Annotated in this window: 20 protein-coding genes; 6 read left to right on the forward strand and 14 right to left on the reverse strand. The window is 40.6% G+C overall.

Going from position 1 to position 24,934, the window contains the following annotated elements; all coding sequences use genetic code 11:
* Nucleotides 1–116: 116 nt before the first annotated feature.
* Nucleotides 117–1,505, forward strand: coding sequence for a dihydrolipoyl dehydrogenase (gene lpdA, locus HX021_RS11570; RefSeq protein WP_286590483.1), 1,389 nt, complete (start codon nucleotides 117–119; stop codon nucleotides 1,503–1,505).
* Between the two features lie 78 nt (nucleotides 1,506–1,583).
* Here the strand turns inward: lpdA and HX021_RS11575 are convergent, their stop codons facing one another.
* From HX021_RS11575 to HX021_RS11590, 4 genes are all read right to left on the reverse strand, one after another.
* Nucleotides 1,584–2,588 carry a LacI family DNA-binding transcriptional regulator gene (locus tag HX021_RS11575; RefSeq protein WP_286590485.1) on the reverse strand — a complete coding sequence of 335 codons (1,005 nt, stop codon included), beginning with the start codon at nucleotides 2,586–2,588 and terminating at the stop codon, nucleotides 1,584–1,586.
* A 119-nt stretch (nucleotides 2,589–2,707) separates the two neighbouring features.
* A complete protein-coding gene (locus HX021_RS11580; protein ID WP_286590487.1) occupies nucleotides 2,708–3,238 on the reverse strand; it encodes an HAD family hydrolase in 531 nt (176 codons plus the stop codon).
* A gap of 76 nt (nucleotides 3,239–3,314) precedes the next feature.
* Nucleotides 3,315–3,794, reverse strand: a complete 480-nt coding sequence (locus HX021_RS11585; RefSeq protein WP_286590488.1) for a hypothetical protein — start codon at nucleotides 3,792–3,794, stop codon at nucleotides 3,315–3,317.
* 160 nt (nucleotides 3,795–3,954) lie between these two features.
* A complete protein-coding gene (locus HX021_RS11590) occupies nucleotides 3,955–4,605 on the reverse strand; it encodes an ABC transporter ATP-binding protein (protein ID WP_286590707.1) in 651 nt (216 codons plus the stop codon).
* A 173-nt stretch (nucleotides 4,606–4,778) separates the two neighbouring features.
* Here HX021_RS11590 and sucC point away from each other — a divergent pair, with 173 nt between their 5' ends.
* The 3 genes from sucC to HX021_RS11605 all read left to right on the forward strand — a co-directional run bounded on the left by sucC (nucleotide 4,779) and on the right by HX021_RS11605 (nucleotide 8,645).
* A complete protein-coding gene (sucC, locus tag HX021_RS11595) occupies nucleotides 4,779–5,972 on the forward strand; it encodes an ADP-forming succinate--CoA ligase subunit beta (RefSeq protein ID WP_286590489.1) in 1,194 nt (397 codons plus the stop codon).
* A gap of 374 nt (nucleotides 5,973–6,346) precedes the next feature.
* On the forward strand, nucleotides 6,347–7,792 hold the full coding sequence (gene asnS / locus HX021_RS11600; protein ID WP_286590491.1) for an asparagine--tRNA ligase: 1,446 nt from the start codon (nucleotides 6,347–6,349) through the stop codon (nucleotides 7,790–7,792).
* Between the two features lie 232 nt (nucleotides 7,793–8,024).
* Nucleotides 8,025–8,645 carry an L-threonylcarbamoyladenylate synthase gene (locus HX021_RS11605; protein ID WP_286590492.1) on the forward strand — a complete coding sequence of 207 codons (621 nt, stop codon included), beginning with the start codon at nucleotides 8,025–8,027 and terminating at the stop codon, nucleotides 8,643–8,645.
* A gap of 375 nt (nucleotides 8,646–9,020) precedes the next feature.
* On the opposite strand, the gene HX021_RS11610 is transcribed toward HX021_RS11605, so the two are convergent.
* From HX021_RS11610 to tilS, 6 genes are all read right to left on the reverse strand, one after another.
* A complete protein-coding gene (locus tag HX021_RS11610; protein WP_286590494.1) occupies nucleotides 9,021–9,455 on the reverse strand; it encodes an SRPBCC domain-containing protein in 435 nt (144 codons plus the stop codon).
* A gap of 305 nt (nucleotides 9,456–9,760) precedes the next feature.
* Nucleotides 9,761–10,087 carry a DciA family protein gene (locus HX021_RS11615; RefSeq protein WP_286590496.1) on the reverse strand — a complete coding sequence of 109 codons (327 nt, stop codon included), beginning with the start codon at nucleotides 10,085–10,087 and terminating at the stop codon, nucleotides 9,761–9,763.
* Nucleotides 10,080–11,183, reverse strand: a complete 1,104-nt coding sequence (recF, locus tag HX021_RS11620; protein ID WP_286590498.1) for a DNA replication/repair protein RecF — start codon at nucleotides 11,181–11,183, stop codon at nucleotides 10,080–10,082. Before recF ends, HX021_RS11615 begins: the two co-directional genes overlap by 8 nt.
* A 34-nt stretch (nucleotides 11,184–11,217) precedes the next feature.
* Entirely contained in the window at nucleotides 11,218–11,532 is a 315-nt protein-coding gene (locus HX021_RS11625) for a DUF4834 family protein (protein ID WP_286590500.1), read from the reverse strand.
* A gap of 89 nt (nucleotides 11,533–11,621) precedes the next feature.
* Nucleotides 11,622–12,116 (reverse strand): hypothetical protein, encoded by a 495-nt coding sequence (locus HX021_RS11630; protein ID WP_286590501.1) that lies wholly within the window; start codon nucleotides 12,114–12,116, stop codon nucleotides 11,622–11,624.
* A 152-nt stretch (nucleotides 12,117–12,268) separates the two neighbouring features.
* A complete protein-coding gene (gene tilS, locus HX021_RS11635) occupies nucleotides 12,269–13,600 on the reverse strand; it encodes a tRNA lysidine(34) synthetase TilS (RefSeq protein ID WP_286590502.1) in 1,332 nt (443 codons plus the stop codon).
* Nucleotides 13,601–13,699: 99 nt separating this feature from the next.
* Between tilS and HX021_RS11640 the strand changes: the two genes are divergently transcribed.
* The gene (locus tag HX021_RS11640; RefSeq protein ID WP_286590503.1) at nucleotides 13,700–16,219 is read left to right on the forward strand and encodes an OstA-like protein; all 2,520 of its coding nucleotides are present in this window, start codon (nucleotides 13,700–13,702) and stop codon (nucleotides 16,217–16,219) included.
* Between the two features lie 125 nt (nucleotides 16,220–16,344).
* Here HX021_RS11640 and HX021_RS11645 read toward each other — a convergent pair whose 3' ends face one another.
* The 4 genes from HX021_RS11645 to HX021_RS11660 all read right to left on the reverse strand — a co-directional run bounded on the left by HX021_RS11645 (nucleotide 16,345) and on the right by HX021_RS11660 (nucleotide 20,107).
* A complete protein-coding gene (locus tag HX021_RS11645; RefSeq protein ID WP_286590504.1) occupies nucleotides 16,345–16,920 on the reverse strand; it encodes a non-canonical purine NTP diphosphatase in 576 nt (191 codons plus the stop codon).
* A 34-nt stretch (nucleotides 16,921–16,954) separates the two neighbouring features.
* Nucleotides 16,955–17,602 carry a hypothetical protein gene (locus HX021_RS11650; RefSeq protein ID WP_286590506.1) on the reverse strand — a complete coding sequence of 216 codons (648 nt, stop codon included), beginning with the start codon at nucleotides 17,600–17,602 and terminating at the stop codon, nucleotides 16,955–16,957.
* Nucleotides 17,603–17,725: 123 nt separating this feature from the next.
* A complete protein-coding gene (locus HX021_RS11655) occupies nucleotides 17,726–18,706 on the reverse strand; it encodes a deoxyhypusine synthase family protein (RefSeq protein ID WP_286590508.1) in 981 nt (326 codons plus the stop codon).
* Between the two features lie 303 nt (nucleotides 18,707–19,009).
* Complete coding sequence (locus HX021_RS11660; RefSeq protein WP_286590510.1) at nucleotides 19,010–20,107, reverse strand: mandelate racemase/muconate lactonizing enzyme family protein; 1,098 nt, start codon at nucleotides 20,105–20,107, stop codon at nucleotides 19,010–19,012.
* Nucleotides 20,108–20,416: 309 nt separating this feature from the next.
* Here HX021_RS11660 and gltB point away from each other — a divergent pair, with 309 nt between their 5' ends.
* Nucleotides 20,417–24,931, forward strand: coding sequence for a glutamate synthase large subunit (gene gltB, locus HX021_RS11665; RefSeq protein WP_286590511.1), 4,515 nt, complete (start codon nucleotides 20,417–20,419; stop codon nucleotides 24,929–24,931).
* Nucleotides 24,932–24,934: the final 3 nt, after the last annotated feature.

The following is a 24,934-nucleotide window of genomic DNA, read 5'->3' on the forward strand; positions in this document are numbered from 1 at the left end:
ATTTTACAATAAATAGTTCAGATTCATCAGAAAAATTACGTACTTTTGAATGAATATAAGGTTCACATACCTTGGTATTTGAAGCTATAACACTCAACTACAGAATATTTATTTATATGAATTACGACATCATTGTAATCGGTAGTGGTCCAGGCGGGTATGTTGCTGCCATTAGAGCCGCTCAGTTAGGGTTCAAAACAGCGATTATTGAACGCGAATCATTAGGCGGAATCTGTCTAAACTGGGGCTGTATCCCTACAAAAGCATTATTAAAAAGTGCTCAGGTATTTGAATATTTAAACCATGCCGCAGATTACGGCATCAATGTTCAAGGTGGTGAGGCTGATTTCGAAGCAATCGTCAAAAGAAGTCGTGGCGTTGCTGAAGGCATGAGTAAAGGTATTCAGTTCTTGATGAAAAAGAATAAAATCGATGTCATCAATGGAACTGCTAAAATTAAAAAAGGTGGTAAAATCGATGTAAAAGGTGCAGATGGTTCTACCAAAGAATATTCGGCAAAACATACCATCTTGGCGACAGGTGCACGTTCTCGTGAATTGCCCAACTTACCTCAAGACGGTAAAAAGATCATTGGTTATCGCCAAGCAATGACACTCCCAAAACAACCAAAATCTTTGGTGGTAGTAGGTTCAGGTGCTATCGGTGTAGAATTCGCTTATTTCTACAATGCAATCGGTACCAAAGTTACCATCGTCGAATTTATGGATAGAATCGTTCCTGTTGAAGATGAAGAAATTTCAAAACAATTAGAAAAAAGCTTAAAGAAACAAGGCATCAATATTCTGACTAAATCTGAAGTGCAATCTGTGGATACTTCAGGTGAGTTGAGCAAAGTTTCCATCAAAACTGAAAAAGGTACAGAAGTGATCGAAGCTGAAGTTGTCCTTTCTGCGGTTGGTATTGCTCCGAACATTGAAAATATAGGCTTAGAAGAAGTCGGTGTAAAAACCGACCGTGGACGTGTTGTTGTCGACGATTTCTACAAAACCAATATTGAAGGCGTATACGCTATTGGAGATATTGTGAAAGGTCAAGCCTTAGCGCACGTCGCTTCTGCCGAAGGTATTACTTGTGTTGAAAAAATCAAAGGCCTTCATGTTGAACCTATTGACTATAACAACATCCCGGGCTGTACCTATTGCTCTCCTGAAATTGCTTCCGTAGGATATACAGAAAAAGCTGCAAAAGAGGCAGGTTATGAAATCAAAGTTGGGAAATTCCCGTTCTCTGCTTCTGGAAAAGCTTCTGCTGCCGGAGCAAAAGATGGTTTTGTTAAAGTTATCTTTGATGCTAAATACGGTGAGTTTTTAGGAGCCCACCTGATTGGTGCAAATGTAACTGAAATGATCGCGGAAGTGGTTGTAGCCCGTAAATTGGAAACGACAGGACATGAGATGATCAAAACCATTCATCCTCACCCAACCATGAGTGAAGCCATTATGGAAGCATGTGCTGATGCTTATGGTGAAGTTATTCACTTATAAGATCGTTAAAATATCACATAATAAAAAAAGGCTAATCCTGGGATTAGCCTTTTTTTATGTTCATACGATAGGGCTACATTACATAACCAACCTTGATTTGAAGATGATCTGCTGATCTTTGGCTTCTGAATCTTGGATACGTTCAAATAAAATTTCTGCGGCTTTACGGGCCTGCATGCCTGGGAACTGTTCAATTCGTCCCATGGGTGGATTTTCCATATATTGCCAGAGCGGATAATTGGCGTAACTGATAAAAAAGATATCCTGATTCAGAACCAGCCCCTTTTGTCGGGCAGCTTTCATCAAGTCCAATGTGACAAAATCGTTGAAAGAAATAATCGCTGAAGGACGTTCAGACATTGAAAAAATACTTTCCATGGCACGTTCATTTCCTTCGGTACTCAAATCTGTTTCGATGATATTCTTTTCAAGGATGTCCATCCCATTTCTCTTCATCGCAGAGAGATAAGCGACTTTTCGATCTTCACTTGCCGGTAAGGTCTTTGGTCCATTCACTAAAGCAATTACTTTATGTCCTCTTGCCACGAAAGCATCGACAGCTTCATTCATCCCTGTAGAAAGATCACTCTGTACCTTGTTGATATGGGGTAAACTGGGAACGCAATCGAAAAAGACAACAGGAATGCCGGATGTCTCCAGTTTCTCAATAAACTCCAAATTGGTCGTTTTCTTCCCTATCGACATCAAAATTCCATCCACTCGATGGTTTTTAAATGTTTTTAGGATTTGCTCTTCTCGATCTGGATCGTCCAATGATTGTCCCATCAAAACCGTATACCGATGTTCTGAAGCAATATTTTCTATTTCGCTGATCGCAAAAGAAAAAAACGGTTCAGATAGGCTCGGTAAGATAACAGCTATCGTAAATGTTTTACGTTGCTTAAAGAATATGGCTGTCTGATTCGGCTCATAATTTAGCTCTTCAGCCATTTTTTTTACACGCATCGTAGTTACTAATCCAATACTTGGATGATCATTTAATGCTCTAGACACCGTGGAAGGACTGATCTTCAGCTTCTTGGCAATTTCCTTAATCGTGGCAGGCTTGTTCACTTTATTCATAAATCCAAGGGCTTTCGTATAAAAATAGGGCTTTTATATCCCTAATCATAATTTTTTTCAACAATATTGATTGCATGACCAATTTGCTGGTAGACACTACAAAGATACTCACTGTAAGCTTAGTCCACAAATTGAATTGCAGCTGTCGTTACGTCAAATTCATTGGCGAGAAATTCAAGCGGGTCAATCTTCCTGAAAACAAGTTCATCCTCAAAATAAATCTTGATCAGATCACTAAACTCGGCCCATTCCACAAACTTAACTTTGTTCAGCTGCTCTAAGGGATTTCCCTTTGTCAAAATACAGATACACTTGCCTTCGGACCTCAACTGCGTGAATAATGTAACAATATGATCAAACAGATGCAACCTTAGCGGCAGCACTGCGTTCACATGAAGCCGCTCAAAATTTTCCTTATATTTCATGTCAAATCCGAACGTTTCCTGTGCATGCTCAAATAACAATTCCTCCCCCCGATTTTCCAAATGGTTTTTCATGAAATTCACCAGATCCCCCTGTGGAGGAAAGGTCTCCGTAAATTCAATAAAATTTGCAAAAAGATAATAAACCTGGAGTAAGTAATCTTTTTTAGGGAAAATAACATCATCCAATTCAAAGACATACACCTTTTTTTCTTCTGGAAACATCATCACAACGAAATATTATATTAAAAGCTATCCCCTATTTTAGCGGATGCTCATGATCAATTAGCTTAGAAAAGCTACGTTATTTGGCAACACAGATTAAGGCGAGCTCCTCACCCGAATCAGATGCGGACAGAAGCCCGTCCAGCGTAGAACCAAAGGTCCGGCCATCCAATAAGTTTTCACCTTTCGAAAGTAAAGTATAAGAAAGGTCGGCCGGTGGATTTTCGATTATAGGCAGTGTATCAAGAATATCCTTATCTGGCACAAGGACTGAGATCTGGTATTCTTCAAATAGTACTTTAGCTTCCGCCAAGGGGCTCAGCTCAAACCCTCCCAAAGGCAATACATAATCTACCTGCCGGTCAAGACTGAGTTTGAGAATTTCATGTGCATAAGTCGGGAGGAGTCCTTTTGGAATTTTCACATAATTCGCTGATTTTAAAAGTAAATCAGGAATTTCCTCCGAACTCGCATATAAAACTTCAAAATGATCCGAAAGTTTCTTAGCGATGCGCATCGCTAAGGGCCGCGTTCCGAATGTGATCAATATTTTTTTCATTAAACTAAATTATTTAGGGAAGCCATGCTACAGTTCAACAAGCATCATAATGAATGTATTTCATGGCATTTGCTTATGATGCGATTCAGCGCTGAAAGCATTTTTCCAAAGATATACAGTCTTAGGCATTTTATCCTTCCGGCCAAAGCAGCGAAAGGAATCAGACGACCAGTCCATCACGCATATGGATCGTCCGGTCTGATATCCGTGCCAATTCTTCATTATGGGTGACAATGACAAATGTTTGCTGAAATTTATTTCTAAGATCAAAAAACAATTGATGCAGGGCTGCGGCATTTTCCGAATCCAAATTACCTGACGGTTCATCGGCCAAAATAATGGAAGGATCGTTCATCAGCGCCCGGGCCACAGAAACACGTTGTTGTTCGCCACCTGACATCTCAGCGGGTTTATGATCCATGCGATGCGATACGCCTAACAGGTCGAGCAGTTCTTTGGCTTTGGCTTCAGCTTCAGTGCGCCCTTGTCCCTGAATGAATGCTGGAATACATACATTCTCCAATGCGGTAAATTCAGGCAACAAATGATGAAACTGAAAAACAAAACCGATATGCTCGTTTCGAAAAGCACTTAATTTTTTGGCACTCAGCTTATGGATATCCACACCGTCAATCAATATAGATCCCTGATCGGGCTTGTCCAATGTTCCGATAATATGTAAAAGTGTACTTTTACCTGCTCCCGAAGCCCCAACTATACTGACAATTTCCCCTTTTTCCACAGTAATATCAACCCCCTTTAAAATGGGTAATGCCCCATAGGCTTTGTGAATTCCTTTGGCTTGTAACATCATAAGGCAAAGATAAATAATTTTACGATATCACAGCTTTTGAATAAATAACCTGTTATTTCTCGATTTCAGCCATTTTATTTTTCACAAATGTCAAAAAATAGATAAAAGAGCAACATAACCCTTGTCTTATCCCCCAAAAAATTATATTTTTACGCCAAATATTTTTGCAAATGAACATTCACGAATATCAAGGAAAACAAATACTAAAGAGCTTTGGTGTGCGCGTACAGGAAGGTATCGTAGCAGATACTCCAGAGCAAGCTGTGGAAGCGGCTAAAAAAATGAAAGAAGACTTCAATTCTGACTGGGTTGTTGTCAAAGCTCAAATTCACGCTGGTGGCCGTGGTAAAGGTGGTGGTGTCAAGTTAGCTAAGAACTTAGATGAAGTCAAACAAAGAGCAACTGACATCATTGGTATGCAATTAGTAACGCCTCAAACTGGACCTGAAGGTAAAAAAGTAAACAAAGTTTTGATTGCACAAGACGTTTACTATCCAGGCGAAAGCGAAACAAAAGAATTCTACATGTCCGTATTATTGGACCGTGCTAAAGGACGTAACATTGTTATGTACTCTACAGAAGGTGGTATGGATATCGAGGAAGTTGCAGAAAAAACACCGCACTTGATTTTCAAAGAAGAAATCGATCCAAAAGTGGGTTTACAAGGATTCCAAGCACGTAAAATTGCGTTCAACCTTGGTCTTTCTGGAGCTGCACATAAGGAGATGGTAAAATTCGTTGCTGCACTTTACAAAGCATACGATTCTACAGACTCTTCGATGTTTGAGATCAATCCGGTATTAAAAACTTCTGACGACAAGATCTTGGCTGTTGATGCAAAAGTAAATCTTGACGAGAATGCTTTATACCGTCATGCTGACTACGCAGCTATGCGTGATGTAACAGAAGAAGATCCAACTGAAGTTGAAGCTGGTGAATCAAATCTTAACTATGTAAAATTAGATGGTAACGTAGGTTGTATGGTAAACGGTGCCGGTTTAGCAATGGCGACCATGGATATCATCAAAATAGCTGGTGGTGAACCTGCTAACTTCCTGGATGTGGGTGGTACAGCAAATGCTGAAACTGTAAAAGCTGGCTTCAATATCATCTTGAAAGATCCTAACGTAAAAGCAATCTTAATCAATATCTTCGGGGGTATCGTTCGTTGTGACCGTGTTGCTCAAGGTGTGATTGATGCTTACAGCGAAATCGGTAATATTCCTGTGCCTATCATCGTTCGTCTTCAAGGTACCAATGCCGAGGAAGCAAAAAAATTGATCGATGAGTCTGGTTTACAAGTTTATTCTGCAATCTTATTAAAAGAAGCTGCTGAATTAGTAACTAAAGTATTGAAAGGATAATTCCATTCTTTCAGTCACCATAAAGTTTAAACGCGGATCGACTTAGTCAATCCGCGTTTTTTTTGATCCTACATTTATTTCCCTTGCTGTGTGCTACAAATCATCAGCTATTTATCTCCGTTTGGGGACAAGCGGGCCCCCGCTACCCTACACGATCCTAAGCTGTTCATGGTAGATCATACTAAGCAGCCTGGGACTCACCACCACCTGAGGACTTTTGATTGCAGGGCAGGATCTGGGCCCCTGGTCCTCCGGCAGATCCTCATTTCAATGAATTAAATCAACATTTATACCCAATAAACCAACAGAATAGCTTATTTTTGTATTGCTTTTTTATCAAAGCATCTTTTACAAGTCATTCTCCAAAAAGTAAGATGGAACACACAAGAATAAAAGAATTATTGAATGCCACAGAATTTGGCAAAGAGGTCGTTGTTAAAGGTTGGGTAAGAACTTTCCGTAACAATCAATTTATAGCAATCAATGACGGTTCGTCAATCAATAATATTCAAGCAGTAGTAGATTTTGAAAATACACCTGAAGATGTCCTAAAACGGATCACTACCGGAGCGGCAGTTCGTGTAAAAGGTCAATTAATAGCATCATTGGGTAAGGGACAAAAAGTCGAAGTGAAGGCTTCAGAAGTCAGTATTATCGGAGATTCAGATCCAGAAAAATATCCTTTGCAGCCTAAGAAACATAGCTTAGAATTTCTGCGCGAAATAGCCCATTTGCGTTTCCGTACAGGTACTTTCAATGCCGTATTTAAAGTACGTAATGCACTGGCTTTTGCTGTACATAAATTTTTTCAGGAAAACGACTTTGTCTATATGCATACGCCGATCATCACGGGTTCAGATGCTGAAGGTGCAGGTGAAATGTTTCAGGTGACGACCTTGGATCTAAACAATCCACCACGTAAAGAAAATGGCGACATCGATTTTAAAGAAGATTTCTTTGGCAAATCCACCAACCTGACTGTATCTGGTCAACTGGAAGGGGAACTAGGAGCCATGGCATTTGGAAATATCTATACTTTTGGCCCGACATTTAGAGCTGAAAACTCCAATACGACCCGTCATTTGGCCGAATTCTGGATGATTGAACCAGAAATGGCTTTCTATGAATTGGAGGATAATATGGACTTGGCTGAAGCCTTGTTGAAGTACGTGATCAAATATGCCCTGGAAGCTTGTCCTGAGGAAATTGAATTTTTAAAAAACCGTTTACTGGAAGAAGAGAAATCAAAACCAGCAGCAGAGCGTTCTGAATTAAACTTAATAGAGAAGTTAAACTTTGTCCTGGAAAACAATTTTGAGCGGGTCACCTATACAGATGCAATTGAAATATTAAAACGCAGCAAGCCAAACCAAAAGAAACAATTCAAGTATCTGATCGATGATTGGGGAGCTGACCTTCAATCGGAACACGAGCGTTACTTAGTGGAAAAGCACTTCAAAAAACCGGTTATATTAACGGATTATCCAAGAGAGATCAAATCTTTCTACATGAAACAGAATGCCCCTGATGCACAAGGACGTAATACAGTGCGTGCAATGGATATTCTTTTCCCAGGTATCGGTGAAATGGTTGGCGGCTCACAGCGAGAGGAAAATCTCGATCGCTTATTGGACCGTATGGCAGAAGTAGGTATCCCAGCAGAAGAAATGGAGTGGTTTTTGGATACTCGCCGCTTTGGGTCGGTACCACACTCAGGCTTTGGTGTAGGATTTGAACGATTGGTATTGTTTACGACAGGAATGACGAATATCCGCGATGTAATCCCATTCCCACGTACACCAAAAAATGCAGAATTTTAATATCCTGAATTTTAAGATAAAGAACAACAGCCAAAACAAAATATTTTGGCTGTTGTTCTTTTAGATATATAAGTAGCGGAAATAGGTTGGACCTGTGGCCTAATGGATAGTCAACCATAGGAACAATTCCTGCTGAGGATTGAAAACTAAATCACATCTCTTGAACCGAACTTATGCACATATATTAAATAGGAAGTACAAAACTGTTCATCATCTTACTCAATACTGAAAAATGCTTATCAAAATATATAACGACAATCCTAATCCAAAAGCAATAGCGCAAGCTGTCGACATTCTTCGACGCGGTGGGGTTATTATCTACCCTACCGACACCGTATACGGTATAGGATGTGATATCACACAACAAAAAGCGATTGAACGTGTGTGTGAAATCAGAGGCTTAAAACCTGAAAAGGCAAACCTCTCTTTTATCTGTTATGACCTGACAGATATTTCGCAATACACCAAATCTTTTGACACTGCTGTATTCCGGGTATTAAAGAAAGCGCTGCCAGGGCCTTTTACATTTATCTTCAATGCAACCACAAAAGTACCAAAACTACTGAGCTCCAAAAAGAAAACAGTGGGTATTCGTGTTCCCGACAATAATATTGTTCGGGAGGTCGTAAAACAACTAGGAAACCCTATTGTGACAACTTCTATCCATGATGAAGATGAAATCATTGAGTACTCCACGGATCCCGAATTGATCTACGAAAAATATCAGGATCTTGTGGATGCGGTTATCGATGGTGGCTATGGCGATAATGTTGCTTCAACCGTGGTTGATCTTACCGAAGGAACGTTCGAAGTTATCCGTGAAGGAAAAGGTGATCTAGAACAATACCTATAGCCTACTGAAATCTAAATGCACAAATTATTGCGTGCCGCAGCTATTTTCTGGGCTGACCATGTTAATAATTTGTGTATAAGTTCACCATCCCTTGGGTTTACCAGCAACTTACTCACAAAAAATAGCACTTATACACATTGGCAATGTGGATAAGTACCCTTATTTTCAAAAAACCGATTACTGGGCTGTGTATAAAAACACACTTATCAACATATAGATGTGGATAACGTACTTGACAATATTCAAAAACCCAAAGGGAATTGTGCAAAACTCCAGTGTTATCAACATATAAATGTGAACAACTTAAACGTAGTACTTTCCAACCTACAGTTTATGTTGATAACTGTTCACATATTAACATATATATGTGGAAACTCAAGCAACCATTTCAACACGTTGCTTGATAGCCATATTAAAAAGTTCAAATCCTTTTTTAGTTTCTAATAGTAACTGACCAAAGAAAGGAATGAGCAGGCCCGAAAAAATTTCTCCCTGAATCAACCTTACCTGATCCGCCCCTGCTTGCTCCAATCTGAAATAATGCTCGCCATCAAAAATTCCCGGAAGAATCAGATTCCCTTTCCAGCGCAGCTCACGATCAGCATCAATGCATAAAAAGCGTGGATTCATTGTTATTTTAAAACCATTCGGTTGTTCCAGCCTAACTTTGCACCGTTTACCTACCGCCGGTTTTCCATCAAAAGCTTTTATTGTCGGGCTCCATAATGGATAAGCGCTGAAATCCACCAATACGTTCCAAACCTGTTCCAGGGATGCATCTAGCGTAATCATTGTTTCGATCTTCTTCATTGACAAAAAATTATTTAAGATAATACATTTTTCCAAAGGCAAAATATGATGTTTGCTAATCTATGCATGTTTAATAACATGAAATAAACTATACCTCATAAGAGGTAGTTTCAGCGTGGAGATCATAATAAACATGTCCATATGCAAGCAGATATTTTGACTCAGCCTCTATGTAAAGAGGATGGTGTAAATTCCCCTTTCTTAAATTCAACCTGCTCAAAACTTACAGATAATTTAGCACTAACGCTTTCGGGCAATGGGAATAGGTTTTAAAATAACTGGTTAAACATAGGCTTAGAAAAATTCTATAAGATCACAACTTCTTCAATAATGACATGACCCACATATTCATTCACTCTTCCTAAGATCTGCTTACGCATCAGGGCAAGCTCATTTTTGATAACTGCGGATTCTACCCGCACAAAAAGTTTTTTATCACGTACATATAATTGCTGGGTACGATTGGCAATTGCTTTACCGATCAGCTGGGGCCAAACAGAAGCTATTGAAGTCTCATCAAATTTACGGCGAAGCTTATATGCTTCTAAAAGACGTTCTACTCCTTGTTTAATAGTCATATCATCACTTGACCGAATAAATTCCAGACCTTTTTTGGGTTGTTTCTTATACATTCACATGTCCTCCTTCGATCTCAAAGATACGCACAGGACGGTTGATTTCGTCAAAGATTCGTTGAATTCTTTTTGAGTCCGTATCAGTCAAAAAAATCTGCCCAAAATCATCCGCAGAGACCATCTGCATTAATTTATGCGTCCGGCGGTCATCCAACTTATCAAAAATATCATCCAGCAACAACAAAGGCTTAAAACCTTTTTTCTGCTGTAAATAGGAATATTGAGCTAATTTTAAAGCAATTAAAAATGATTTTTGTTGCCCCTGAGAACCAAACTTCTTCAAAGGCATACCACCATGGATGGTAAAAATCAGATCGTCTTTATGAATGCCTTGGCTCGTACGTTCCAGGATACGGTCACGCTCCAGATTTTTCTCAAGAATATTCAGAAAGGAGTCTACCATCAATGGTGATTCGTACTGGAGCTGGACGGCCTCAGCATCTTCCGTCAAAAATTGATAGTGCCGTTCAAATTCTGGCTGAAATTCCTCCATAAACGTACTTCTTTTCTGAAAGATCGTATTTCCTACTTCTTCCAATTGAAAATTAAGAATTTCGATTAAACCGAGATCCAATACGCTTGTCTGTCTGGCCTGCTTAAGTAAGCTGTTCCTTTGGTTCAGGAACTTGTTGTAAATGATTAAGGTATCTAAATACTTATTGTCCGTCTGCGAAATTACATTGTCCACAAACTTCCTTCTTTCCTCACTACCATCCGTAACAATGATACTGTCATTAGGTGATATCATGACCAGTGGGAATAAACCGATGTGGTCAGCCAATCGGGGATAATCCTTTTTATTTTTTTTGAACTGCTTTTTTTGGTTTTTTTTTAGGCTACAGGAGATCACATCACTGTTTGACTCTTTATCAAATTCACCCTGGACCATGAACCAGTCATTACCTGATTTGATATGCTGTGAATCAATAGGATTAAAATAGCTCTTACACAATGACAAATAGTGAATGGCATCCAAAAGATTAGTTTTGCCAACCCCATTGTGCCCCGTAAAAGCGTTTACTTCAGGAAGAAATTCTAAGGATGATTCCGTGTAGTTTTTGAAATTTAGAACAGAAAGTTGCTTAAGCCACATAGCACAAAGATACGCTATTTGGGATGCTAAAAAATTATTTTATTTCCTCAAAATCGACAAATTCACCTGCTGTTTCCGTGCCCTTACGTTCCGGTGCATCTTTAGGTGGAACATAATCAACTTTGATTTTGCCTTCAGGTTGAGATCTTTTACTTTCTTGCTGTCCCTGTCCGGTAAACTCATAATAAAAAGTCCCCCCTTGCCCACTATATGCTCCACCTTGTTGTTGCGCTTTTTTCATCAGCTTCTCAGCAGCCTTACGCATTGCAAATGGTAAAAATAATCGAAATAAGAATCTTACTACAAAGTAAACAGCAAATGTAATAAGTATAAATTTTAAAAATGCCATAATGAATTCGTTGCTATTTTCTCAAATTTAACCAATAACTCGATAAAATGTTGTCTTTAAATTGTCAGATAAGAAATTATTAACAATTTTTAAGACTTTCCCAATTTTCCTCTGGCTTCCATAATCACCCGAAACAGTTCCTCCTGACGTTGTGTTCCCAGGACATAAGTCAAGCCATCTTTATCGGTTAAGTATACTGCGTTTTTGCCCCCAGCAAAGAATTTTATTTTCCCTTTGCTGTGAAGGTTATAGACCGGGTTATTAAAAAAGAATGTACTATAAGGTGCTATTTCAACCTGCGTAATGGATGCTAAATCTATTTTTACAACCCGGGTTGACCATAGTCCACTGATCAGGATATGATCTTGCAATACCTCCGTTCGAAATAACACCATATACATCATGATAATGGATGTGATGATGATACCAACGCCCACAATAAAGAACAGCTGGCTCGAGATTAAATGATCCAAATTCAGATAAAATGCCGTAAAACAGAACAGGACAAGCACCAAACGGACGCTTATCCAAACACGGTCACGTCCCAGGTATTGATTTTCCGAATAAAGTACACCTTCTTTCATTTATTTTAATATTGAGATTTTAGCATGGAGACTGGGCCTTACAAGCTTTCAGTTTACTTTTCAAATATGATTTTATAACTTGATTGCATATCCACTATCTTTATAGCCTCTTGTCAATTAATGTCCCCCTATTGGAGGCTACTTTTGATTACTTAATCAGTTTTGCAAACTAAAGTAAGGACTTTTTTTGTATTGGCGGTAATCTTATAACGATTGTCCATACGATAATTGGCCACCCACAAAATATCGCCATTTCCGTTGACAACAATTGGAATATTTTCCTTCTCAAATAAACTGATCTTTTTATTAATAAAAAAGTCACTCAACTTTTTCCTTCCTTCCATACCTAAAGGATAAAAGCTATCCCCGATCTTCCAGGAGCGTATGGTCAATGGAAACACGAGTAGGTCATAATCAAATTTTGCTGTTGCATTATTACGGACAATCGAGACATCTGTGGATATTGCAGCATGGAAACAATACTGCTTCCATTCAACTGTAGATGTTTCTGAAGTCACCAGGGCTTCGTCGGAAGAAATAAACTCTTTTTCCCGAATAAAAAGCTCATTTCTATCCAAAAGCATATGATAACAATCCGATTGAAAGATACGTCCCGATTCTTTTGTCCAGGACTGTTGTAAATCACTTAGCACAGCTTTGGAAAAATTAAACGCGGCAAACAGCTCATACAACAGCGGCAGATTATCCAGATATTCTTCCAGGTCTTCTTTGCGAACGAGCCATCCTTCATCCATGGGCAAAAAGAGCTTCTTCCGAATCGGTTCAATAAATTGCTGCAATAGCTGGTACGATTCTTTAAAATGTGTGATATTCTGCTCGAATATTTGCTCAAAATCTGGCTGTAGTTTTTTAAAATGTGGAATGATATCAATCCTTATTTTATTTCGGGCATACTTGGTGGAAAAATTAGACTGGTCATCCCGATACGTGATGGCGTATTCTTTAACATAGTATTCGATTTCGCTGGCTTTTAAAAATAAAAGCGGGCGAATGATGCGGTCACGCACAGGAAGGATGCCCTGAAGGCCCTGAAGACCAGTTCCACGTGAAAGGTTAAGTAATACTGTTTCAATATGATCGTTAAGATGTTGAGCGACAGCAATCCGGTCAAAATGCAATTCATCTCGCAGTTGCTCGAACCATGTGTAACGAAGCTCACGGGCAGCCATCTGAATGGAGATCTGTCTTTCCCTGGCATAGCTTATCGTGTCGAAGTGATTCACAAATATTGGAATCCCATTTTCTGCTGCAAACCGCCGGACTAAAGCTTCATCAAGTTCGGAATCTTCGCCCCGCAATTGAAAATTACAGTGTGCGATTGCAATTGTGAAACCTGCCTTTGCAAATAAATGTGCCATCAGCATCGAATCCTTCCCGCCACTTACTGTAAGCAATATTTTCTCTTGAGGCATCATTAAATGCTCCTTTTCAATATAACCCAATAATCTTTCCAGCACATTCATACAACAAAGTTACGGTATATTTTGTCTGAATGATAAATTCAGATCTTAAAATTTGTGAAATCCAATAAAGTAGCAATTAAAATCCATATTTTTGCTGCTGTGAAACAATACATTTTTACACTGATTGTATTTATCTTTACTGGCTTGACGATCCAAGCACAGAAGAAGGATGAATTGCGTTTGATTTCATCCTCTTATAGTGTCTTTAATTCCAAAACTGGCAATGCCATGTTTTATCGTCCTGTGTATGAGCATTTGGGTTCAACCTTATCTTCTGATAGTGGTTACCTCCATAATGATAAAGTAGACCGACAATATTTCGAGGCTTATGGCAATGTAATCATCACCCAACCTGATGGAACGCAAATATTTTCGAATAAACTGCATTACGAAGCGGCCATGCAACTGGCCACATTGACGGGCGCTGTGCGGATGGTCAGTACCAATGGATCGGTATTGACAACCGATCACCTGGTTTATAATATGCGGAGTAAAATTGGTAATTATTATAGTGGAGGGCGTATTCTTTCAGGCAGTGATACGATCACGAGTCAGCGCGCAACGTATTTTGAAAATACAGGCGAATCTTATTTCAACCAAAAAGTCATTGTCCGCTCAACCAATGTCAAGGTTTATACTGACTCCATGAAATACAATGGTAATACCCGAATTACCGATTTCTATGGTCCCACCAATATCAAAGGCAACAAGGGAGAGAATCTGTATACGGAGAAAGGTAAGTACCACATGGCTACTGGTCAAGCTTATTTCTCAAAAAATAACCTTTATACAGAAGGAACCAAATTCCTTAAAGGGGATAGTCTCTTCTATGATAGACAAATAGGCATAGGTAAAGCAGTCAAAAATGTTGTCTTTGTAGATACCCTAGATAAGTTTTATGCCTACGGTGGGTACGGGTTATATAATGGGAAAAACGAATCCATTACCATGACCGATAAACCCTTGGTTGTATCTGTCGTAAAAAAAGATTCGACCAAAAAGGACTCCGTTTCATCATTTTCCCCAGTACAGCAAAAATCCGAAGAGGAATTAAAAAAGGAAAAGAAGGAGCTCAAGAAAATTGAAAAGGAAGAACAGAAAGAAAAGAAGAAATCTTTAAAAACAGAGAGCCAAACTGCCCTGGTAGATAAAAAAACGATTGAAAAAAACAACCAAGTCCCGGTCAGTACAAATCCACAGCTAGACAATGATACAGCAATGGATTCTGTATTTATGACTGCTGACACACTGTTCTCACAGCTGATCTTCCGAAAAGACTATATCGCCCGGGATTTCAAATTGGACCGTGAGGGAGGGGCCATTGAGGAAGAGAACGAGGTGGATTATGGCGATCCGGATTCTGTTTCAGTAGACATCGACTCGACCGCTACATTAACACTGGCAGCGGATAGCCTTCAAAAACATACAGACAGCCTTAAGAAAAAAGATATCAAGCAGTCTACTCCTGAAAATAAGGTCAAAAAAGTACAAGATACGGTGACCAACAAACAGCAACTACAGAAAAAGCAACCACTTGTTGTCGGCGATCAAAATAGGCTTGAGATTGAGAAAAACTTAAAGGCCGATAGTGTCTTGCGTAAAAAAGCAATAATCCCCCAGGGAGGAGAATCCGACAAGCTCATGGGCGCTGCCTTGAAAAATGCACAAGAAGGGAAAAGGGACTCCCTCCCACAAGATACTGCCAAAACACGTATTATAAAAGCATACTATAATGCCAGACTGTTTAAATCGGACTTACAGGCAGTTGCAGACTCCATGTACTATGGCATGCAGGATTCTATGTTTAGGTTAATGGGAAAACCCATGATGTGGGCAGAAAATTCGCAGATATCAGGCGACACCATATTCTTACAGGTGAAAAATCAGAAATTAGATAATTCCCTACTGATCGGAAATGCATTTATGGTCAACGCGACAAGTGATTCGTTAAAATTCAATCAGATTAAGGGACGAAAAATAACCACATTCTTTACTGATAACCGTATGGAGCGTCTGTTTGTTGATGGTAATGCCGAAAATATATTCTATAATATCGACGAAAAAACCAATATAACGACTGAACTTGTCCACGATAGAAGCAGCAGGTTTAAGATTCTGATGGAAAACAACAAGTTGAAAGAATATGTTTCAATTCGGAAAGTTGATGGTAAAGTTTACCCCATTGCAGAAGTTACCGCAGACAAAGAATTTCTACCTAACTTTATCTGGCGACCAGAAGACCGTCCTAAATCCAAAGACGATCTATTAAATAGAAAGCGGGATCTTTCAAAATCATCTTTTACAGCGCCCACTGCAAAAGAAGGTGAAGATACTGGAACCATGAAAGCTACGCCCAAGGGTGAAAAAACAGCAGAACAAGCAACGGGTAATGGAGACAAAACAAAAGAACAGACAAAAGCACCACAAGCCCAAGAAGCCACTGATAAAGCAGCCATGGGGGACAAAAACACAAAAGACACAGAAAAAACAAAACAAACTGCAGCCCCTGCCCTCAGTAAAATGACAACGCAAGCAGACTCTGTCCGCACTGCAATTCCTGCAGAGGCTGTACGCGATAGCACCCAATCATCAGTCAAAAAGAAAGAAACCAATAAATAAGAACTTTTTAGGGTACCCCCTATCAAAAAAGGCAGCATCATGATGCTGCCTTTTTTGATAGGTACTGAAGAGCCAATCTTCAATAGCTCATGTGATATCAGGTCCCGAGTTTTCTATGGCTGTTTTTATTTAGCTTTGAGATAGTCAGCAAGCTTGCCAACAGCAATAGCACGATGACTGATGCGGTTCTTTTCATCCGCAGTCATCTCCGCAAAGGTTTTGTCATATCCATCGGGGATAAAAATTGGGTCATATCCAAAACCATCTATTCCCCGGCGTTGCTCAATAATTCGCCCTTCCACAGTGCCTTCAAAAAAATGTTGTTGCTCGTTCAGGTAGAGGGAGATTACTGTCTTAAATCTTGCTGTACGCTGAGGATTATCCCCCAAGCGTTCTAAAACCAGGTCAATGTTCTTTTCCATATCTCTCGAACCTGAATAACGGGCGGAATAAACGCCAGGCTCACCATTTAAAGCATCAATTTCCAATCCTGAATCGTCACCAAAACAATATAAACCATATTTATTGACCAAATAATCGGTTTTTTGCTGTGCATTTTCCTCAAATGTCAGGCCTGTTTCAGGAATGTCGTCCTGGCAATCGATATCGCTCAGGCTTTTAATGATAAAAGTATTTCCCACAATCGCTTGGACTTCTTCCAGCTTATGGGCATTATTCGTGGCAAATACAAGTTCTAGCATTTTTCTAAAAAATTAATATCACAAAATAGATAATCTAGGAAGCAATGAATGTTTTGAATTCATTCCAAAACATTTTCTTTTTATTGACATCAGCAAACATTTCTTCAAAACTGAAGGTATTGAACACTGTCGCTATACGGCCTTTCATATAAGAGTTGTGTTCGATCGGAGGAAGTTTTAGTGAAGCTGGTTCCACCCCCAATAGAATAATCTTTGTTGGTTGAAAAAACTGCATAATACGTTTGAAGTCATTTGGGTTTTCTGGATTAGCTAAATTGACTACCGCAACAGTTTCCTGGGTTAATTTCAGGGCACCTATTGTCTTTTCAAAGGCATCCAGTGCTGCTGGAGAAAAATATGGATACTGTTCATAACGTAAGATAAAAAGTATACCCGTAGTTTTATTGCCTTGGTAGATAAACTCTCCGCCCAGGACTTCAAGCGCATTTATAAGTTCCTTCTGTTGAACAGGTGCTGAACCTGATATATTCGCTACCGACGGTGGGGTAGTCGTAACGTCGGCAGGAATACCTACAGCAACATATGTTGTATCTATTTGCTCTTTTTCCAATAGACTCTGTTGCTGTAAATCTGATTGAAAATCAAATCCATTTCCAAAAATAGTTTCGTCCATCAATGTTTGAAGTGCCACCGGATTATCAGTTGTTAGATTACTCATCATTCGAAAAGAGGATATTAGCAGTAAAGATAAAGAAGAAAAAGAGTAAAAGAAAAAGGAGCAAAGCAGAAAGAACGCAGCTCAACCGAATTCTCTATGCTTTGCTCCTCGATTATATCGACAAGATTAATGTCCCAGGATATAAGAAAAGATCAGTGGGGCTACAATCGTAGCGTCAGATTCAACGATAAATTTAGGTGTATCGATATCTAATTTACCCCAAGTGATTTTCTCATTAGGAACAGCACCTGAATATGAACCATACGAAGTAGTTGAATCAGAAATCTGGCAGAAATAAGCCCAGAAAGGAACTTCTTCCCATTCTAAATCCTGATACATCATTGGAACCACACAAATTGGGAAATCACCGGAAATACCGCCTGCAATCTGGAAGAAACCTACACCTTTACCAGCCGAATTAGCACGATACCATTCTGTCAGATAAATCATGTATTCAATACCTGATTTTACTGTGCTGGCTTTCAAATTACCTTTGATCACATTGGACGCAAAAATATTACCTGTTGTAGAATCTTCCCATCCCGGGCATACAATAGGTAAATTTTTCTCTGCGGCAGCAACAATCCATGAATCTTTTGGATCAATCTCATAGTATTGCTCCAAAACACCTGAATTCACCACTTGATAAAGGAATTCATGCGGCAAATAGCGCTCGCCTTTTTCCTCTGCTGCATGCCATACATCTTCAAGATGTTTCTGTAAACGACGGAAAGCCTCTTCCTCTGGAATACAAGTATCCGTAACACGGTTATAATGGTTGTCCAATAATTCTCTTTCTTGCTCTGCAGTCAAGTCTCTATAATTTGGAATCCTTTTGTAATGCGAGTGAGCCACAAGGTTCATCACATCTTCTTCCAAATTGGCTCCTGTACAAGAAATAATATGTACTTTGTCTTGACGGATCATTTCTGCCAAAGAAACACCTAACTCAGCAGTAGACATGGCACCTCCTAAGGAGATCAACATTTTTCCACCATCTAAAAGATGCTCCTCGTAACCTTTTGCAGCATCGACAAGTGCTGCAGCATTAAAGTGACGGTAATTATGCTCAATAAATTGAGAAATAGGTCCTTTTTGAGTACTCATGATATTTTCTAACTTTTATAAAATAATAAGTACCGCAAAGGTACTGAATAATATCTATTTTAACTTCTCCCTTCACGCAAAACAACTCATACCTGCTATTTTTTAACAAATGTAAAAGAAATAGCAGTTTTACTTCTTCAACAATTTCGAGAAGAACAGATAAGCTCCCACTAAAACAACGACAATAATAAGAAGGACCACGATTTCCTGAATACCGATCCCCCAATTCATACTATTCATATATTTTGTTTTATCCGTAATATCAAAATGACTATGATAGTTTTTTAAAAACGATCAACAGCGTTAAATTGTCCAATGCTCACATTGGTCCAGAAATGCCTGATCCATATCAGCACCAATGCCTAATTCATCTGAGATATGGATGCTGTAACCTTCGTATTGAATCCCTCCAATCACTGGATCTTCTAAATGTCCCACCATACAGGTATCCAGATCATAAAACTTAACATTGGGTGCCGCATAGGCAAAATGCACTTTTGCAGCAAGCGCCAATCGGGATTCTAACATCCCACCGATCATACAGGTAACCCCATACGCCGCAGCCACCGCACTGATTTTTAAAGCCTCCTGAATGCCGCCGGATTTTGAGAACTTAATATTGATATAATCACAAGCATCCATCTGGCAGAGACGCTCCGCGTCATAATGTGAATAAACAGATTCATCAGCCATAACAGGAACAATTGTTTCGGCCCGTAATTGTGGTAAGAGTGCATCTCTCCAAGTACGCATAGGTTGTTCACAAAACTGGATTTTGAAAGGTTCCATGCCTTGCAGTGCTTCTACAGCTTCCTCATATGACCAGCCCTGATTAGCATCAATACGGATTGGCATTTCAAAACCTACTGCTTTTCGGATTTCACGGATACGTGCGATATCCGTCTGCGGGTCTTTGCCCAATTTGACCTTCAGCATCACGGCACCCTCATCTTGCAATCGTTTGGCTTTTATGGCCATCTCTTCCGGAGATGCAATCCCCAGGGTAATGTCTGTGGTGATCGCTCGTTTGGTTCCTTTTAAAAACGCATAGAGCGGAACTCCTGCATGTTTTGCGGCCAGATCGTGCAATGCCATATCAAAAGCTGATTTAATTGTTTTATTGCCTGCAATATACAAATCCAGCTCAGCCAGCCGGTCAGCAATAGCCAGCGGATCTTTCCCCTTTAACATTTTGGCAAAATCTTTCGCCAAGACCAAACAGGTATCCTGGGTTTCCCCAACAATCATGGGAAAAGCAGAACATTCCCCTACCCCATAGTGTGCTGTGTCTGTCCGTATACGTATAAACGTATTTTGTGCATAATCCATGGTACCTGTCGCGATAACAAAAGGTTCCATGGGAATACTTAATCGGTAAATTTCGATTTCAGTTATTTTCATCTCATTGTCTTAAATTAACCAACCTGCCGGTTCTAAAAGAACCAAATAAAATCATTTATCTAATGTAGGTATATTATTACGAACACAACCAGTCTTTTCCAGTTTCCACAAAAAAACACAATTGTTCATCAGCTCCAGTCCACTGATACCAGATAGCTCAGCAAAGCAAAAGCAAAAAATACAATATCTGTAACAAAAGCAAATAAAACAAACAATAAAATCAACATAAACATATTTTTATTAAAAATTTTATAATATTTATCATTTTTATTCCTATATTAGCAATTATAAAATATTTGAAAAGGAAAGATGATCGAACAAAGACCGAAAACGGAGGGCCTTTACGACCCTAATTTTGAGCATGACGCCTGTGGGGTAGGCTTTGTCGCCCATATCAAAGGGAATAAATCACACGCACAAGTAAAAGACGCCTTGACCATGTTGGAAAATATGGAGCATCGGGGTGCCTGTGGTTGTGATCCAGAGAGTGGTGATGGAGCTGGTATCATGATCCAACTACCGCACGAATTTCTATGGGAAGAATGCATCAACTTGGGCATACAATTGGAGGAACCTGGATATTATGGAACCGGAATGGTGTTTCTTCCAAAAGAAGAAGCTATCAACAAGATCTGTCGAGATTTGATTGAGGAAGCGACAGTAGAAAGGGGCATGAAATTCCTTGGCTACCGTCCAGTACCAGTCAATCGTGAAGGTATTGGACCAACAGCACTCAGTGCGGAACCCGAGATCGTCCAGTTTTTTGTTAGCAGACCGGACGGCGTTTCAAACACTGAAGAATTTGAACGCAAGCTTTTTGTTTTACGTCGCCTGATCATCCAAAAAGTTAAACAACACCAAGAATACCCTCTCCCACTTTACTTTGCATCGCTTTCTTGCAAGACAATCATTTACAAAGGTCAATTAACAACTTATCAAGTCGGCACGTATTACTTGGATTTACGGGATCCAAGGGTTGTATCCGCCTTCGGCCTGGTCCATTCCCGTTTTTCAACCAATACCTTTCCTTCATGGTCTCTTGCTCAACCTTTTCGCATGTTGGCACACAATGGGGAGATCAATACTTTGACAGGTAACCTCAACTGGTTCTATGCAGGAATGCGTTCACTCTCATCGCCTTATTTTACTGAAGAAGAGATGGAAATATTGCTTCCTATTGTGGACCGGGGGCAATCTGATTCCGCCTGTCTTGATAATGTCGCAGAGCTTCTGCTGCACAGCGGTCGCAGCCTGACGCATGTCATGCTGATGCTGGTGCCCGAAGCTTGGGATGGCAATACACAGATGGACCCACTGAAGCGCGCCTTCTATGAATATCATGCAACATTAATGGAACCATGGGATGGTCCTGCGGCACTTTGTTTTACAGATGGTAAGCACATTGGAGCCACCCTGGACCGCAACGGATTACGGCCACTACGTTATGCTGTAACCTCCGATGATCGCGTTGTCGTTGCCTCTGAAGCAGGTGCACTTCCGATCGAGGAGTCTACCATTATCAAAAAAGGTCGCCAACAAGCTGGCAAGATCTTTTTGGTCGACATGGAACAGGGCCGTATCTTGACCGATGAAGAAGTTAAAGATCAATTGATCAACCAACAACCCTACAGCGATTGGTTGGACAACTATAAAATTAAGCTGGAAGAACTGGAAGAGCCTCGTGTTACTTACACTTACCTTTCCAAAGAATCCGTTTTCAAATATCAAAAGACATTTGGCTTCTCCAGGGAAGATCTGGAGACCATCTTAACCCCAATGGCGTTGACCGGGTACGAACCAACAGGTTCAATGGGCTCGGATGTTCCTTTGGCTATTCTCTCCGATCAACCACAACACATCTCTAGCTACTTTAAACAATTTTTTGCCCAGGTTACCAACCCACCAATTGATCCGATTCGTGAGCGGCTGGTCATGAGTTTAGCGACATTTATTGGTAATGCCGGCAATATTTTGATCGAAGACAAGAAGTTCTGTCATTGTGTGACTTTACCACATCCAATCCTGACCTCCAAAGAGCTCGAAAAATTACGATCAATCGATACTGGACTGTTTCAGGCCAAAACCATTCAGTCCTATTTCCGTTCGGATGGTAAGCCAGGATCATTAGAAGCTGGCCTGGAGCGTTTATGCAGATATGCCGACGATGCAGTCCGGGATGGCTTTGAAGTCTTGATCCTTTCCGATAGAGCCATAGACTCCAAACATGCAGCGATCCCGTCATTACTTGCTGTCTCAGCAGTCCACCATCATCTGATTAAAACGGGGAACCGTGGTGCAGTAGGCCTTGTCGTTGAAGCCGGTGATGCCTGGGAAGTCCACCATTTTGCCTGCCTGTTGGCCTTTGGTGCGACAGCGATCAACCCATATATGGCTTTGGCGAGTATTCGGACCATGAAAGAACAAAATATACTGGATACCGAATTGACCTGGCCGGAATTGTCCAAAAACTATGTCAAGGCCGTCAACAATGGTTTATTGAAAATTTTCTCCAAAATGGGTATTTCAACACTGCAGTCTTATCATGGCGCCCAGATTTTCGAGGTCCTGGGTATAGACAAGTCTGTTGTTGACAAATTCTTCTGTGGTGCCGTTTCACGCATTGGAGGGATGACCTTGGATGATCTAGCCAAAGAAGCGTTATCAAAGCATTGGCGTGGATTTGAAAAAAGCCGCACACCACAAAACTTATTACCAGAAGGCGGCATCTACCAATGGAAACGTCGTGGCGAAGGTCACCTTTGGAATCCGGATACAATCCACCTATTACAACAGGCCTGCCGTACCGGGGATTATGCCACTTATAAAAAGTATGCAACCAAGATTAACGCGCAAAAAGAACATCTATTTACACTTCGTGGATTGTTAGATTTTGCCAAACATCGCAACTCCATTCCATTGGAACAAGTTGAACCGGCTAGTGAAATCTTAAAACGTTTTGCCACTGGAGCAATGTCCTTTGGATCCATTTCTCACGAAGCGCACAGCACACTTGCCATTGCCATGAACCGTATTGGAGCAAAATCAAATACCGGTGAAGGCGGAGAGGATGAGCTTCGTTATCAACCTCTTCCAAATGGTGATTCCATGCGCTCTGCAATCAAGCAGGTTGCCTCAGCCCGTTTTGGTGTAACTTCTAATTATCTGACACAAGCCGATGAATTACAGATCAAAATGGCGCAGGGGGCAAAACCAGGAGAAGGAGGTCAATTACCAGGCCCTAAGGTCGATTCTTGGATCGCAAAAACCAGACACTCAACACCAGGTGTTGGCTTAATTTCGCCTCCACCGCACCACGATATTTACTCGATAGAGGATTTGGCACAGTTAATCTTTGATTTAAAGAATGCCAACCGACAGGCAAGAATCAATGTTAAGCTGGTATCCAAAGCTGGCGTAGGTACCATTGCTGCAGGTGTAGCCAAAGCACATGCTGACGTCATCCTCATCGCAGGTTTTGATGGTGGTACCGGAGCTTCGCCCATTAGTTCGATCAAACATGCCGGACTGCCTTGGGAACTGGGTCTTGCCGAAGCCCATCAGACACTGGTCAAGAACAAACTGCGCAGTCGGGTTGTCCTACAGGCTGACGGCCAGGTAAAGACAGGCCGGGATATTGTTATCGCAACCCTCCTAGGCGCCGAAGAGTGGGGTGTATCCACAGCTGCATTGGTCGCTGGAGGTTGTATTATGATGCGCAAATGTCACTTAAATACCTGTCCAGTAGGTGTGGCCACACAAGATCCTGAATTGCGTAAACTATTCTCTGGAAAACCGGAAGATATCGTCAACCTATTTACTTTCCTTGCCGAAGAAGTGCGCGAGACCATGGCATACCTTGGCTTCCGCACCATCAATGAGATGGTAGGCCGTGCCCAATTCCTCAAAAAACGGGAGAATATCGACCATTGGAAAGCAAAAAAGATCGACTTCACCGATATTCTACATGTTGAACGCAATGAACCAGGACAATCACTATACAATACCGAGGAACAAGATCATGGTATGGCCATGATTCTAGACTGGGGATTATTGAAACAGTCCAAACTGGCACTGGAAAGCAAAACACCTGTATTTGGCACTTTCAAAGTAAAAAATACAGATCGCACCATCGGGACAATGTTATCCAATGAGATCTCCAAGCTATATGGTTCCGAAGGATTGCCTGACAACACCATTAATTTCAAATTTGAAGGGTCTGCCGGACAGAGTTTCGGTGCATTCTCAACCAAAGGACTATCCTTTGAATTGCAGGGAGAGGCCAATGATTACGTCGGCAAAGGACTGTCAGGTGCCCAACTGGCGATCTATCCTGTCGCTGAAAGCTCGCTTGTACCCGAAGACAACATCATCATCGGCAATGTGGCTTTATTTGGAGCGACATCAGGCCACCTTTTTGTGAATGGACAGGCCGGAGAACGGTTTGCCGTCCGTAACTCTGGCGCTACGGCTGTAGTCGAAGGTGTAGGTGATCACGGTTGTGAGTATATGACCGGTGGCCGTGCACTGATCCTTGGCGCAACAGGACGCAACTTTGCTGCCGGAATGAGTGGTGGTATCGCCTGGATCTACGACATCAATCATGATTTTCGGGAGAACTGCAATCAAGAAATGGTCGATTTAGATCCGCTGGAAAGTGAGGATGAAACAGCTATTATCGCCTTATTAAAGCGTCATATTTTGCTTACCAATAGTCGTAGAGCAGATTTCATCTTGCAGAACTGGTCGCGAGAGAAAAACAAATTCATTAAAGTATTCCCAAGAGAATACAAAAATGTCATTCGTCAAAAATTAGTTGAAGCATAATAT

It is taken from the genome of Sphingobacterium sp. N143 (assembly GCF_030325625.1).
Taxonomy (GTDB): Bacteria; Bacteroidota; Bacteroidia; order Sphingobacteriales; family Sphingobacteriaceae; genus Sphingobacterium.